Origin of the sequence: Chelativorans composti, assembly GCF_039541695.1 — a bacterium.
GTDB classification, from domain to species: Bacteria; Pseudomonadota; Alphaproteobacteria; order Rhizobiales; family Rhizobiaceae; genus Chelativorans; species Chelativorans composti.
This window is the reverse complement of sequence record NZ_BAABGS010000012.1, coordinates 178,917-192,876: the sequence shown is the minus strand read 5'-3', so window position 1 is coordinate 192,876 and position 13,960 is coordinate 178,917. Positions and strand designations below refer to the sequence as shown.

Here is a 13,960-nt window from a genome sequence, read left to right as displayed (position 1 = left end):
CTGCCCGCAGCAATTGGCATCGCTCGCACCAGACCCGTCCGCATAAGGGGCGAGCGCGGCGGCGCTGCCCGCTTTGCGGAGTACAGTGCCCTTGAACAGCCACGGATGCGGTAATAATCGCAACGGGAAAGAACCCGCCTTCAAGAGTCGAGATCATCGGTCATGCAGGAAAAACTTGAAAAACTCGCCCGGCTGATGCGGAACGAGCAGCGCAGGCTTCTGGAAGACGCCGGGGCCATGGGACGCGTTCCGGCGGGCCACGCGTTGCAGCGCATCGCCTATCTCGAGCTCAACATCGCCGCGATCGAAAACATCCTCGCCGAGGAGAAGAACGGTCCGAAGGACTGAGGGCCACGGGGTTCCGCTTCGTTTCACACCGCGGGCCGGCCGGTTCCGGCCCGTTTCCCCTTTCCGCGCGTTCGGGCGCCCCAAGGCGTTCTCTCCTGTGCCGATGCCCCGCGTCCCGATGTTCTGCCGCCGGACAGCCGGATCACGCAGTATGTCCCGTGCAAAGGATATGCGTTCGCGTCCTCCTGCCCGCCGCCTTGGGAGTAAGGGTGGAATGTCCGGGGCATTTATACTAAGGGTGCGGAGACCAAACGGGGGATCAACGATGAAGAAAGAGCTGGAACATCTTGCGCAGCTCATCCGCGAGGAACAGCGCAGGCTTTTGCAAGTCGCCGCCGAAAGCGGGCAGATTCCGCCCGCCCAGACGCTCGAGCGGATCGCCATGCTGGAACTCAACATCGCCGCGATCGAGAACACTCTGGACGAAACGGATAAGTAGCATGCGGGACCGGCGGCGAAGGGTGTTCACGGAGTACCAGCCATGAGCGCCGCACGCCCCGCCGAGGTTCTCGTCAAGACGGACATCGCCGTCATCGGCGCCGGACAGGCTGGCCTTTCGGCCGCCTACCACCTGAGGCGCCTTGGCTTCGAACCGTTGCGCCATTTCATCGTCTTCGACCGCGCGCCGGAGCCGGGCGGGGCCTGGCAGTTCCGCTGGCCGTCGCTCACGCTGTCAGCCGCCAACGGGATCCATGACCTGCCGGGACTTGGCCTTGCCGAAGCGGTGGATGTCGGCGACGGCAGCATACAGGCCGCCACAGCCATGAAGGCCTATTTCGCCGCTTACGAGGAGCGGTTCGACCTGCGCGTGCTGAGGCCCGTGAATGTCGAGGTCGTCTGCGATCGCGGGGAGCGGCTCCGGGTGGAGACAAACAAGGGTCTGTTCTCGGTGCGCGGGATCATCAACGCGACGGGAACGTGGGAAGCGCCGTACATTCCGGAGATCCCCGGCGCCGGGCGGTTTCGCGGCCGTCAGCTTCACACGCGCGATTACCGCACCGCGGAGGAGTTCGCCGGTCAGCACGTGATCGTCGTCGGCGCGGGGATCTCCGCCCTGCAGCTGCTGGACGAAGTTTCCCGGGTGACGCGGACCACGTGGGTGACGCGGCGGGAGCCGGAGTTTCTCGACGTGCCCTTCTCGCCGGAGCTCGGCCGCGCAGCGGTGACGAAGGTCGAGGAGCGCGTGCGCCAGGGCCTGCCGCCCGCCTCGGTCGTCTCGGTGACGGGAATCCCCAAATCGCCTGCCATCGAAGCCATGCGGGCGCGCGGAGTGCTCACGCGGCAGCCGATGTTTACGGGAATCACGGAAACGGGTGTACGCTGGGATGACGGTCGCACGCTCGATGCGGACGTAATCCTGTGGTGTACCGGTTTTCGCAGCGCCCTCGACCACCTGGCGCCGCTCCAGATACGCAACAGTAACGGTGGCATCACCATGACAGGCAGGCTGGCAACCCAAGTGGCGAAGGATCCGCGTATCCATCTGGTTGGTTACGGGCCGTCTGCCTCCACCATCGGCGCCAATCGCGCAGGCGGCGCGGCCGCGCGGGAACTCACATCTTATCTGGGGATGGCCGCGCCTGGCCCGTGAACAATTACGCAGGATTACCTATATAGCCGCCGAACGGGACGTAATGTCCCACCGCGCGGCATTATTTTGCCGCTTTGTTTGCCGAATAAACCAGCGCGTTGCCGCGGACGGACGGTTCCCCCGTTCTTCGCTGCACACGCACAACAAGGATTGCCGTCATCCGACGGCCAGAGAGGACATTTTTCCGTGCCCTGACCGGCATGCAGAATGGTGGAGGTAATTCATGCTGCTCAACTGCTGTCCTTCGTGCTCGGGACCCCGACCATCGGCCGCACGCCGCTGCCCCTGGTGTCTGCGGGCCTATGACGCGCCGAAGGGCCTGCCCGAGCATCTCTACGCGAGCTTTGAGGGAGAGTCGGAGATTCCGGGCGAAGCCGTGAAGAAGTCCGGGAAGAAGACCAGGTAGCGGTTCTCGAACGGTATCCGCAGCACAAAGGCCGGCCACGCCGGCCTTTGGCATTTTAGGCGAGCCAGCCGCCCCCTGCCATAACAGGCATTCGGCGCCGGAGCAGACCGGACTTGCGCGGGCGCTCCGCGCCCCCCGAAAGCGGGTCAGAAGACCGGCGGGAACGGACGGCCGCCGCGGTCGAGCGTGATCCAGCGGGTCTCGGTGAAGGTCTCGAGCGACCAGCGGCCACCGTGCTTGCCGACGCCGGAAGCCTTGATACCACCGAAGGGTACGTGCGGCTCGTCGTTCACCGAAGAACAGTTGACGTGGCAGTTGCCGGTGTCGAGACGGTTCACGATAGCGAGCGCCCTCGCCTCGTCCCGCGAGAAAACACCGGCCGACAGGCCGTATTCCGTATCATTGGCGATGCGGATCGCCTCCTCGTCGGTGCGGAACGGAATGACCGGAACGACGGGGCCGAAGGTCTCTTCCTGGTAGATCTTCATCGCGGGCGTCACACCGGTGAGGATCGTGGGCTCCACAAAGCGGCCCTCGATCTTGCCGCCGAGCACGACCTTGGCGCCCTTGGCGATGGCGTCTTCCAGCTGCTCGCGCACCTTGCCGGCCTGCTTGTCGTTGATCAGCGGGCCGATGACATGCTCCTGGCTCTTCGTGGGGTCACCGACCTTGAGCTTGCGGGCGCGCTCGACGAATTTCGCAAGGAACTCGTCGAAGATCTTCTCCTGGACGAGCACCTTTTCGACGGACATGCAGATCTGGCCCTGGTGCATGAAGGAGCCGAAGTTGGCGGCCTGGGTGGCGCGCTCCATGTCGGCATCCTCCAGCACGATGAGAGAGTCCTTGCCGCCGAGTTCCACGCAGCACTTCTTGAGGTGCGCGCCGGCCTTGGCCGCGACCTGACGGCCGACGGCGGTGGAGCCGGTGAAGGAAACGCCCTTCACGTAGGGGTGCTCGATCAGCTCGTTGCCCACCTCGGCCACGTTCTCTCGCGTACAGGTCACGACGTTGAAAACACCCTTGGGCAGGCCGGCCTCCTCGAAGACCTCCGCGAACAGCAGGCCGCCGAGATAGGGGGTTTCCTCCGAGGGTTTCAGGACGATGGTGTTGCCGGCCGCAAGCGGGAACAGGAAGCCGCGGGCCGAAAGGATGCAGGGGAAGTTCCACGGGCTGATGACGGCCACGACGCCCATAGGACGGCGGACGGCCATGGAGATCTTGCCGTATTCAGAGGGCAGCACCTCGCCGGTCGACTGCCAGACGGAGGCAGCGGCGGCGTGGAAGACTTCCAGGACATAGCCCGTCTCGAACATGCCCTTGCCGAACCAGCCGCCGCCTTCGGCCTGGATGGCCTCGACGATCTCCATACGGCGGCGTTCCCAGATCTCGGCCGCCTTGTGCAGGTAATGGGCGCGCTTGGAGAACGGAAGCTGCGACCACTCGGGGAACGCGGCCTGGGCCGCCTCGATGGCTGCGGCCGTTTCCGCGCGTCCGGAATCGGGAACTTCCGCCCAGACGGAACCGTCGGACGGGTTGTAGTCCTTGAAAGTTTTCTTCGTCGCCGACCAGCTGCCGCCGATATACATGCCTTCAAACACTCGGGCCATGGTCACGTCTCCTCTCTTGTTCGGTATGCCGTCAGGGCCGCTTCGGCTCCGCACGGTCTCGATCCTCATCTGGGTCAGGGGGCTGGAGACCAGACTGCGTCTTCCGCGCCTGTTCCACAAGTGCGGCGATGCCATCCGCTACGGGCCAGCGGTCGCTGGCGCCCCCGGCGACACCGTCCGTCCCATCTCCCGCTGGACCTGCCGCCTCTTCCGGCTTCACCGTGAAGGCCTTGAGCTGCCTGCCGCGCACGGGCGCGGAAACGGCCTGCTTCTTCGCGGCTTCCGCAACCAGTGCAGCGATGCCGTCGCTGACCGGCCATCCAACGGTCCCCCCGCCCTCCGCGCGCATCATTTGCCGCACGGAAAGGGTTTTCACCAGCGCGGCTATGCCATCACTCACCGGCCAGGCGGCAGTGCCGGCAGCCGCCTCCGGATGATTTTTGCGCGCCACCTCATCCTCCCCGGCGGAAGCCTCGTCTTCGACGGCAAAGCGGCTGTTGTGGCCGATCAGCGGAGAAGGCTGGATTTGGGCCTGATCCTCGCCGTTCGCGAGGGTTCGCGGATCGACCCGTTCGGAGAGCCGCGTCTTTGCCGCTTCCCGTGTCGCGCTGACGTGCCGGGCCAACCGCGCCGAAGCCTCGGCGGCCAGTTCGCTGGCGCGCTCGCTCAGGGCCCGCGCATCGGCGGCAATGCGGAGCGGCGGGGACACGTGATCCGCGCCACGGCAGCGGCCAATGTGACGCGCCAGGCGTTCCGCCGCCCGCTCGGCAAATTCGGCCGCGCGGCCGCTCAGAGCCCTTGCATCCTCGGAAACACGAAGCGCTGGCGGCATCGGACCGGCCTCCCCGACTTCATCCCTGTCTGGATCATACAACCCGGCGAAAGCGGACGGAACCGGGCATTCGCGGCGCAGGGCGCGGATGAAGCGCGCCTGGATTTCCGCAGCGCGGCGGGTCAGCTCTTCAACCACGCGGCCGGCAGCACCCAATCCCTCGTGGATCGCCGCCGAAATGAGCCCCTGCGGACGCGGCTCGTGGGCGGCCGGGGACGCCGCTCCCCCCAGATAGGCGTTGATCACGGCCGGGTTGTTCATCAGCGCCTCGGCGGTGTTCTCGCCTGCCACATGGCCGTTCTCGATCAGATAGCCCCGATCGGAAATCTTCAGGCTCTGGCGCGCGTTCTGCTCCACGAGCAGGATGCCGACGCCGGTCCTGGCAATTTCTTTCAGCGCGCGGAAAAGCTCCTTGCTGAGAAGCGGCGAGAGGCCGAGCGACGGCTCGTCCAGCATCAGGATCTGCGGGTTGGACATGAGCGCGCGGCCGATGGCCACCATCTGCTGCTCGCCGCCCGACATGGTGCGCGCAACCTGCCGCTTGCGCTCGGCAAGGCGGGGGAACAGGCGATAGATTTCCTCCAGCCGCGCGGCCTCGATATCGCGGGCGCGGGCCGCAAAGGCACCGAGCTGCAGGTTTTCTGCCACCGTGAGGTCTCCGAAAATGCCACGGCCTTCCGGCACCAGGGCAATGCCTTCCTCGACGATGCGGTGCGGCTTGAGCCCGGAAATGGGCTTGCCATTCATGAGCACCACGCCGCTTTCAGCACGAACCATGCCGGCGATTGCCTTCAAAAGCGTGGACTTACCGGCGCCGTTGGCCCCGAGGATGACGCAAATCTCACCCGGCTCGACGCGCAGGTTGGCACTCTCCAGCGCACGGTGGCGGCCATAGCTGACGGAGAGATCCCTGACCTCAAGCATCCTCGTCCCCCAGGTAGGCACGGACGACTTCCGGATCGGACAGCGTTTCCTGCACCCCGCCCTCGGCGATCTTCACGCCGCTCGACATGACCACGCAGCGGTCGCAGAGCGTGCGGATCGCATCCATGACATGCTCGACCATGATGATGGTGCGGCCCTCCCGGCGCAGCTCGTCGATCAGGCTGATGCCGACCTTAAGCTCCGTCGGGTTGAGGCCGGCGAGCCACTCGTCCAGCAGCAGGATGCGCGGATTGGAGGCCAGCGCGCGGGCAAGCTCGATACGCTTCTGGTCAATGTAGGTCATGGCGGAGACCGGCATGTGCTCGCGGTCGCCAAGTCCGACGCGCTCGAGCAGCGCTCGGGCGAGCCTGCGCGCCTCCTCACCCCAGCAGCGCTGGTGACCGAAAACGGTGCCTGCCATCACGTTCTGCTCGGCATCGAGCGACGGCAGGACACGCACGAGCTGGAAGGTGCGCGCCACGCCCCTACGGGCGATGTAATGCGCGGCCAGGCCGCCGATGGGCTCCCCGCCCAGAAGGATCTGTCCGGACGTGGGCTTCAGCGCGCCGGAGATGAGGTTCAGCAGCGTCGTCTTGCCGGAGCCGTTGGGACCGATCAGGCCCAGAAGCTCGCCCTCCTTCACGTCGAAGGACACGTCGTTGACGGCGATCAGACCGCCGAAGGCCTTGCGGGCCATCCGCACCGAGAGCACGGCCGCCGTCATGGCCGCGCCTCCTTCACGCTGGCCAGCGCTGCCCTCGCCCTGGCGCGGATGCGGTCACGCGCCTTCTCGATCAGTCCCGTGACGCCATTCGGGATGAAATAGACGATGGCAAGAAAGGCGATGCCCATCACGATGGAGGTGTGGTTGGGGAACTTCGCCGTCACGAAATCCATGACGATGGTGAACGGGATGACGCCCACCAGCGGGCCCCAGAGTTTCCGCGTGCCGCCCAGGAGCGCCATGATGACGACAAGGAAGGAAATCGTCGGGTTAAAGCCCGAATTCGGCTGGATATAGGCATAGCGGGGGGCGCAGATGGCGCCGGCGATGCCGATGAAGGCGCCGGAGATCATGAAGAGGATGATCTTCGCGCGGGCCGTATCGATGCCGACATGGCGGGCCACCGTCTCGTCATTGCCGATGATCTGCATGGCAAAGCCGAGGCGCGAACGGTTGATGAGCCAGCCCGTCAGGAACACTGCCACGGTCAGCACCAGCAGCATCCAGTAGATGTGCTTCTCGGTGAAATCGGTGAAGACGTAGAGGCCCATGCGGGTGGTGATCTTCGACTGGCCCCAGCTCACAAGCTGGCGGACAAGCTCCGCAAGGCCCAGGGTGAAGATCACGAAATAGACGCCGGAGAGCCGCAGCGTCGCCACGCCGACGATGCCGGCCAGGATCGCGCCACAGACCGCGCCGATCGCCACCAGCAGCGGAAACGGCAGATGGTCGATGCCAAGGCCCACCGCATAGGTGCCGAGGCCGAAGAAGGCGGCGGTGGCGAGCGAAATGTAGTGCGTCGGGCCGGAAAACAACGTCCAGGCCGTGCAGAGCGCGGCATAGAGCATGATGTTGACGCCGAGCGCGAGATAATAGGCCTCATCGAATAGCGGTAGAAGCGCGGCTGCCACCGCGAGAAGCGCCGCCCAGCTGGCAGTCTTCAGCTCCTGCGGGGTCAGATCGAAGGGAAGCCCTGTCATGTCGCGCGCCTCCCGAACAGGCCCTGCGGCCGGAAAAGCAGAACCAGCACAAACAGCGCATAGGTTGCCGCGATGGTGAGGCCCGGATCGATGAGGCTCGCGACCGCCGTCTCCGCCACGCCCAGCATGAGAGCGGCTAGGACGGCACCGCGGACATCCCCCACCCCGCCCATGATGACGATGATGAGAGCCTTCATGGTGAAGGCGATGCCCATGTTGGCGTTGAAGGTGTAGAAGGTCGACAGCAGCGCGCCGCCGCAGGCGGTGAGCGCCCCGCCGAGGGCAAAGGCCATGGCGGATGTGCGGCCGACGTCGATAGCGACAAGATTGGCAGAGGCGGGATCGGCCGCCACGGCGCGCACAGCCGTTCCCTGCCGCGTGTGGTAGAGGAAGACATACAGCCCGCCAGCGATCACCACGGCGGCGCAGAAGGCCACCACGCGGTTCAAACCGTAAGCCGAGCCGAACAGCATGAAGCGCTCGGCGAGAAACTGATAGTTGACGTATTCACCGCCAAAGCCCAGCAGCATCAGGCCCTGCAGCAGGAACATCAAGCCGAAGGTGGCGAGGATCGAGTCCACCTCCAGCTGGCCGCGGTTCTTCGCCCGCTGCACCAGCGGCCGCAGCGCCACCTGATAGATCGCCCAGTTGAAGGCGAAGGCCAGCGGCGCGACAATGAACAGGCCGAGGATCGGATTGATCTGCAGCGAAACATAGAGCCAGAAGGCAATGAAGCAGCCCGCCACCAGCGTTTCGCCGTTGGCAATGTTCATGATGCGCGCGACGCCGTACTGCAGAGTGAGCCCCAGCGCGATCAGCGCGTAGGTGCCGCTCAGCAATATGCCGGTTACAAGGATCTGCATGGAACACGTCCACCGAAGGGTGGCCGGCGCGGACCGGTCCGCGCCAGCGCATTGCCACGAGGGGGAGCAGCGGTCACTCCCAGCCCTGCTTCCTGACCGGCTCCTGCGATATCTCCATGCCGTCGGCGGCCACGGCGACGAAGTTACCGTCGCGCCACTGGCCCACGGTCCAGACGTTCGGGTTGATGTTGTTGTTGAACTTCACCTGGCCGATGACCGTGTCGAAGGTATTGTCCTTGATCGCCTGGATGACGGCTGCGCGATCCTTGGTGCCGGCCTTTTCGATGGCCTGCTCGAGCACCTGCAGGCCAGCATAGGTGGTGGCGCTCGCCCAGAAGTCGGGGCTCTGGCTGGTCACGGCCTTGTGGCGATCCATGTAGTCCTTGACCTTCGGGTCGTCGATGTTGACGCCGCCGATGCCGAGGATTCCCTCCGCCGCCTTGCCAAATCGCTCGGCGAAGCTGGGGAACGCGGTGCCGACGCCGACGTAGAAGGCGCCAACGTCGAGGCCCTGGATCTGCGCCTGTTCGGTGAGCGCAAAAGTCTCGCCCGGATAGGAGAAGGCAATGAAGGCATCCGGCGCGGCCGCCTTGGCCGCCGAGATGATGGGCGCCAGATCCTGCGTGCCAAGCGGGAACGAGGCCTCATAGACGATCTCGAAACCCGCCTCGGAGAGCGCGGGCTTGGCCGCGCCGACAAGCTCCATGCCGAAGGCGTCGGTCACGTTGACCAGCGCAACCTTGTTGCCGATGTCGCCCTTGTCGCGAAGCTTCACCAGAGAGTCGACCGCACCCTTGGCAAGCTGGGTGGCGGTGCCGAGCATCCAGAAGGAGTTCGGCCAGCGCTTGGCGAATTCCTCGATGCCGTCGGTCGCCGCGCTGGTGGTGATATGCGGAAAGCCGTGCTGCGAAATCATCGGCGCCGTCGCGACGTTGATGCCGGTGGAATACGGCGTGACAATGAAGTCAACCTTGTCGACCGTCGCCAGGCGCTGAATGTTCTGGATGGCGACCTCGGGATTGGTCTGGTCATCGTATTCGACCAGCTCGATCTTGTACTGCTGGTCGCCAATCCTGATGCCGCCGCGGCCGTTGACCTCCTCCACCCAGAGCTTGACGTTGGGCCAGTGGGTGACGGCCGCGCCACCGCCCAGCGGGCCGGTCTTGGGCGCACTCGCGCCGATCTTGAGAACCTTCTGCGCCTCAGCGGCGCCGCCCAGCAACGCAAATGCCGCGACAGACGCAGCAAATGCCATGAACATGCGTCTCTGCATGATGCTCCTCCCTCATCCCATCATACCGAATGTCCGTGTCGCGATGGCCATTGCCTTCGCCGCAGGCTTCCTCCAGCCTTCCTGCAGCTCCTCCCCCTGATCGCGCCAGTCCCGAGCGAGATTATGTGTTTTCTGTTGTGCTGTCATCGGCGGATTGCGCCGATGTATACACGTTCCCAGCAGAGGCTTGCACAGCCGCCATCCCACATCCAGCCGCGCGCCAGTTGCCTTATGCGATTATAGTGCAAACTTATGAACCGCGCGCGGTTCAAAGGCTATCCCAGCCCGGCGTGCGGGCCGGCCACCCTGCCAAACACCATCTCGTAATCAATTTTGATTAGGCCGGCGGCTCAGGTGGGGCATATTGCTAGCTGTTTTATCAATAGTTTAAGCGGATTCAGAAATCCTGTTCATGCAGCCCGATTTCAGGCCAGCCACGCATTTCTTTCGATCACTGCAGCCACGTCGGCGGCGCCTGCGAACCTCGAGCATCGCGCCAGGGATTTCGGTCCGACCCTGGAGGACATCATGCCGGACGATTCCCACAGCCACCCTGCACCGTCTGAATTCCCGGCCGCCCGGATGTTTCGCAGGCAGTTGCTGCTCGGAATTGGGGCCGCAGCCCCCTCGGGCTGCATGACGGAACGAAGGCGGACGATCGCAGAGCCTCCGGCACCGCCTCCCACCCCGCCCATGTATTTCGCCATGGAGGATGATGGTCATTACATTCCCGAAGTGAACATGAGCCAGTTCAACCCCGCCTACATCCGGACGGAGGTCGACTTCGAGACGGATGAGCGGCCGGGAACGCTGATCGTCGACACGCCGAACCGGTATCTGTACCACGTGCACGGGGACGGTCGCGCCACGCGCTACGGCATCGGCGTCGGCCGGTCAGGGTTCTCGTGGTCCGGGCGCGCCAACGTAGGCTACAAGCGCAAGTGGCCCCGCTGGGTGCCTCCGGCGGAAATGATCGCGCGCGAGCCGGACCTGGAACCCTACAGCAGCGCCAATGGCGGCATGGCACCGGGTATCAACAATCCGCTCGGCTCGCGGGCCCTCTACATCTTCAGGAACGGCAAGGACACGATCTATCGCATCCACGGCAGCCGCGAGGCGTGGTCCATCGGGCGGGCTGTCTCCTCCGGCTGCATCCGGATGATCAACCAGGACATCATCCACCTTTATGACCGGGTGGATGTGGGCGCACCGATCGTGGTGCTGCCGGACCTGAGCGAGCAAACGATCGAGTCGATCTGAGACGCGAGAGGCATCGCTTTTCACCGGCGCAGGCGGGCGGCAAAGGCTGCCGCCGCCCCGGCAACCGTGCGTAGATAATCGGCGACCGAGAAGCCAGACACCTTCTTGCGCGGTTTCAGGTCGTGGTCGCCATCCTCAAGCCAGAGAATTTCCACGCTACCCGGGAGGCCGTAAGTTTCCACCTCGCCGCGGCCGCCGAATGGATCGCGCGTGCCCTGGCAGATCAGTGCGGGCGTCTCGAGGCGTTTCAGGTGACCGGTGCGCAGTTTCTGCGGTTGCGCGGGCGGGTGGAAGGGGTAGCCGAAGCAGATCAGTCCGCGGATACGCCCTGCCCGGAACAGGTCGTCAGCCACCAGCGAGGCGACACGGCCACCCATCGACTTGCCACCGATGAAGAGCGGTTCGCCGCCCAGGGCCTCCACGGCCTCGAGATATTCAGGAACGAGTGTCTCCGCGCGCGGCGGCGGCTTGCGCTGGCCGGAGCGGCGTGCGGCCATGTAGCCAAACTCGAAGCGGGCAACGCGCAAACCGTGGACGGACAGCGCCCGCGCCAGCGCGTCCATGGCGGGCGAATCCATCGGGCCCCCCGCCCCGTGCGCAAGCAGAATGGTGGCCACCGCCTGGCCGTCGCCGTTCGTTTCGGGATCGTCGATCAGGAACTGCATGGGTTTGCGACCTTCCGCCTCGTCAACCGGGATTCGGGCGGTAACGCTACTGCAGTTCAACCGGTCGCGAAAACTGCAAACTGCCCACGGCTCCCTCGCCTCTCCAGCTCAAATGAAAGGCGGCCGCTTCCATGCGCAAGCGGCCGCAAAGGCTTTCCGGAAACGGGGGCAAGCGCCCCCTCCCGAATGTCAGTGCAGGATCTGCGACAGGAACACCTTCGTGCGCTCGTGCTGCGGATTGTCGAAGAACTCCTGCGGAGTGTTCTGCTCGATGATCTGGCCCTGGTCCATGAAGATGACGCGGTTCGCCACCTGCCGAGCGAAGCCCATCTCGTGGGTCACGCAGAGCATAGTCATGCCGGATTCGGCGAGATCCACCATGGTTTCCAGCACTTCCTTGATCATCTCGGGGTCGAGCGCCGAGGTGGGCTCGTCAAAGAGCATGATGCGCGGATTCATGCAGAGCGCGCGGGCGATGGCCACGCGCTGCTGCTGGCCACCCGACAGCTGGCCCGGATACTTGTGTGCCTGTTCGGGAATGCGCACACGCTCCAGGTAGTGCATGGCGATCTCCTCCGCCTCCTTGCGGGGCATCTTGCGCACCCAGATCGGAGCCAGCGTGCAATTCTCCAGAATCGTCAGGTGCGGGAAGAGATTGAAGTGCTGGAACACCATGCCGACCTCGCGGCGCACCTCGTCGATCTTCTTCAGATCGTTGGTAAGCTCGATGCCATCAACGATGATCTTGCCCTTCTGGTGCTCCTCCAGGCGATTGATGCAGCGGATCATGGTCGACTTGCCAGACCCCGACGGACCGCAGATGACGATACGCTCGCCGCGCATCACCTTGAGATTGATGTCGCGGAGGACGTGGAAATCACCATACCATTTGTTCATGTTGATGATCTCGATCGCCACCTCCGTATCGGAAATGGCGAGCTTGCCGGTTTGGGGAGCCTGAGCCGTGTTCGTTGCAACCATGTTCTTCTCTCCTCCTAACGGCGGTAACCGGTGTCAAACCGGCGTTCCAGGAATTGCGAGTAGCGCGACATGCCGAAGCAGAACACCCAGTAAAGGAAGCCTGCGAAAACCAGACCTGTCGCCGCCGTGGTGGGCGTGATCCAGTTGGGGTCGGCAAAGCCGCGGCGGACAGTGCCCAGCAGATCGGCCAGGCCGATAATGTAGACCAGGCTTGTATCCTTGAACATGCTGATGAAGGAGTTGACGATGCCCGGTATCACCAGCTTCAGCGCCTGGGGCATGATTACCAGCCGCATCATCTGCCAGTAGCTCAGGCCGAGCGCCTGCGCTCCCTCGAACTGTCCCTTCGGGATGGCCTGAAGGCCACCGCGCACGACCTCGGCGAGATAGGCGGCCGTGAACAGGGCCACGCCGATCAGTGCCCGCAGCAGGTTGTTGAAGGTCACGCCCTCCGGCAGCAGCAGCGGAATCATGAAGGTCGACATGAACAGCACCGTGATGAGCGGCACGCCACGCCAGAACTCGATGAAGATGATCGACAGCAGCCGGACGGCAGGCAGGTGCGACCGGCGTCCGAGCGCCAGGAGGATGCCAAGCGGCAGGGATGCGACGATACCCACCAGCGCCACCACCAGCGTCAGCAGCAGGCCGCCCCACAGATGGGTGGGCACCTCGGTAAGGCCGAAGTTGGCGGCGAGCAGCACCACGAGCGCGACGACGGCCGCCAGCGGTATCAGCACGTAAAGCTTGCGCGCTTGCGTGTCGGCGGCGGCGACGCAGGCAGCGACGGCGCCGAGCGCGAGAAGCGTGGCAATCAGCGCCAGCGTCGTGAAGCTCAGCCCAAGAAGGCGGAAAGAGCCGCTCGGGATGATGTTGTTGAGAAACACCACCACGATGGAGACCACCGCCAACCAGCGCGCAACGCGCAGCAGGCGCTCCGAAGGCATCACGCTCGATGCCGCGACCAGCACGGAAGCCAGCGCCGCGATGGCCAGCAGGAAGCCGACCCAGGCGCCACTCACGGCAAAGTTGCCGCCGGTCAGAAGCACCAGCGCGACGAACGGAAAGACAACGAACAACAGAATGGCGTTCAGCCGCTTCCATGGCACCGACGGGCTCAGCATCGGAACCGTAAGCACGGCCAGCAGCGCATAGACGATGTCGATGCGCCAGCGCTGGTCGATAGGATACAGGCCGTAGATAATCTGCCCGAACTTCGCGTTGACGAAGGCCCAGCAGGCGCCGACGACCGGCTGCGCCTCGGTGGGCAGACAGGCCTCGCGGTTGTCGCCGGTGAAGACGGCCGTCATAATGCCCCAGTGGACGAGCCGCCAGACGCCCCAGATGACGAAAATGGCGAGCGCGATGGTGATGGCGCTGTCGAGCGACGTTGCGAAAAGGTTCTTGCGCAGCGTGCCGAAGAAGCCCGTTTCCTTGCGGGGGGCGGGAACCCGCGGCACTTCCCGCTGGGCAACGTAAGCAACGGAATGTTCACTCATTGCCCGC

13 protein-coding genes are annotated in these 13,960 nt (G+C 64.6%); 4 read left to right on the top strand and 9 right to left on the bottom strand.

Annotated features, from left to right (window positions below; genetic code table 11):
* The first annotated feature begins 162 nt into the window (after nt 1–162).
* The 3 genes from ABD906_RS03420 (at nt 163) to ABD906_RS03410 (ending at nt 1,939) form a co-directional block, all read left to right on the top strand.
* Nucleotides 163–348 (top strand): hypothetical protein, encoded by a 186-nt coding sequence (locus tag ABD906_RS03420; protein WP_345098214.1) that lies wholly within the window; start codon nt 163–165, stop codon nt 346–348.
* 265 nt (nt 349–613) lie between these two features.
* Nucleotides 614–787: a hypothetical protein gene (locus ABD906_RS03415; RefSeq protein WP_345098213.1), complete on the top strand. Its 174-nt coding sequence runs from the start codon at nt 614–616 to the stop codon at nt 785–787.
* Between the two features lie 42 nt (nt 788–829).
* A complete protein-coding gene (locus ABD906_RS03410; protein WP_345098212.1) occupies nt 830–1,939 on the top strand; it encodes an NAD(P)-binding domain-containing protein in 1,110 nt (369 codons plus the stop codon).
* Between the two features lie 552 nt (nt 1,940–2,491).
* Here ABD906_RS03410 and ABD906_RS03405 read toward each other — a convergent pair.
* The 6 genes from ABD906_RS03405 to ABD906_RS03380 all read right to left on the bottom strand — a co-directional run bounded on the left by ABD906_RS03405 (nt 2,492) and on the right by ABD906_RS03380 (nt 9,548).
* The gene (locus ABD906_RS03405) at nt 2,492–3,952 is read right to left on the bottom strand and encodes an aldehyde dehydrogenase family protein (RefSeq protein ID WP_345098211.1); all 1,461 of its coding nucleotides are present in this window, start codon (nt 3,950–3,952) and stop codon (nt 2,492–2,494) included.
* Between the two features lie 31 nt (nt 3,953–3,983).
* Nucleotides 3,984–5,708: an ABC transporter ATP-binding protein gene (locus ABD906_RS03400; RefSeq protein WP_345098210.1), complete on the bottom strand. Its 1,725-nt coding sequence runs from the start codon at nt 5,706–5,708 to the stop codon at nt 3,984–3,986.
* A complete protein-coding gene (locus ABD906_RS03395) occupies nt 5,701–6,432 on the bottom strand; it encodes an ABC transporter ATP-binding protein (protein WP_345098209.1) in 732 nt (243 codons plus the stop codon). Before ABD906_RS03395 ends, ABD906_RS03400 begins: the two co-directional genes overlap by 8 nt.
* Entirely contained in the window at nt 6,429–7,412 is a 984-nt protein-coding gene (locus tag ABD906_RS03390) for a branched-chain amino acid ABC transporter permease (RefSeq protein WP_345098208.1), read from the bottom strand. The genes ABD906_RS03395 and ABD906_RS03390 overlap by 4 nt, the downstream gene beginning before the upstream one ends.
* Nucleotides 7,409–8,275, bottom strand: a complete 867-nt coding sequence (locus ABD906_RS03385; RefSeq protein ID WP_345098207.1) for a branched-chain amino acid ABC transporter permease — start codon at nt 8,273–8,275, stop codon at nt 7,409–7,411. Before ABD906_RS03385 ends, ABD906_RS03390 begins: the two co-directional genes overlap by 4 nt.
* Before the next feature lie 73 nt (nt 8,276–8,348).
* Nucleotides 8,349–9,548, bottom strand: coding sequence for an amino acid ABC transporter substrate-binding protein (locus ABD906_RS03380; protein ID WP_345098206.1), 1,200 nt, complete (start codon nt 9,546–9,548; stop codon nt 8,349–8,351).
* Nucleotides 9,549–10,076: 528 nt separating this feature from the next.
* Between ABD906_RS03380 and ABD906_RS03375 the strand changes: the two genes are divergently transcribed.
* On the top strand, nt 10,077–10,808 hold the full coding sequence (locus tag ABD906_RS03375) for a L,D-transpeptidase (protein ID WP_345098205.1): 732 nt from the start codon (nt 10,077–10,079) through the stop codon (nt 10,806–10,808).
* Between the two features lie 20 nt (nt 10,809–10,828).
* Here the strand turns inward: ABD906_RS03375 and ABD906_RS03370 are convergent, their stop codons facing one another.
* The 3 genes from ABD906_RS03370 to ABD906_RS03360 all read right to left on the bottom strand — a co-directional run bounded on the left by ABD906_RS03370 (nt 10,829) and on the right by ABD906_RS03360 (nt 13,953).
* Entirely contained in the window at nt 10,829–11,473 is a 645-nt protein-coding gene (locus ABD906_RS03370) for an alpha/beta family hydrolase (RefSeq protein WP_345098204.1), read from the bottom strand.
* A 189-nt stretch (nt 11,474–11,662) separates the two neighbouring features.
* Complete coding sequence (locus tag ABD906_RS03365; RefSeq protein WP_345098203.1) at nt 11,663–12,454, bottom strand: amino acid ABC transporter ATP-binding protein; 792 nt, start codon at nt 12,452–12,454, stop codon at nt 11,663–11,665.
* 14 nt (nt 12,455–12,468) lie between these two features.
* On the bottom strand, nt 12,469–13,953 hold the full coding sequence (locus ABD906_RS03360) for an amino acid ABC transporter permease (RefSeq protein WP_345098202.1): 1,485 nt from the start codon (nt 13,951–13,953) through the stop codon (nt 12,469–12,471).
* Between the last annotated feature and the right edge of the window lie 7 nt (nt 13,954–13,960).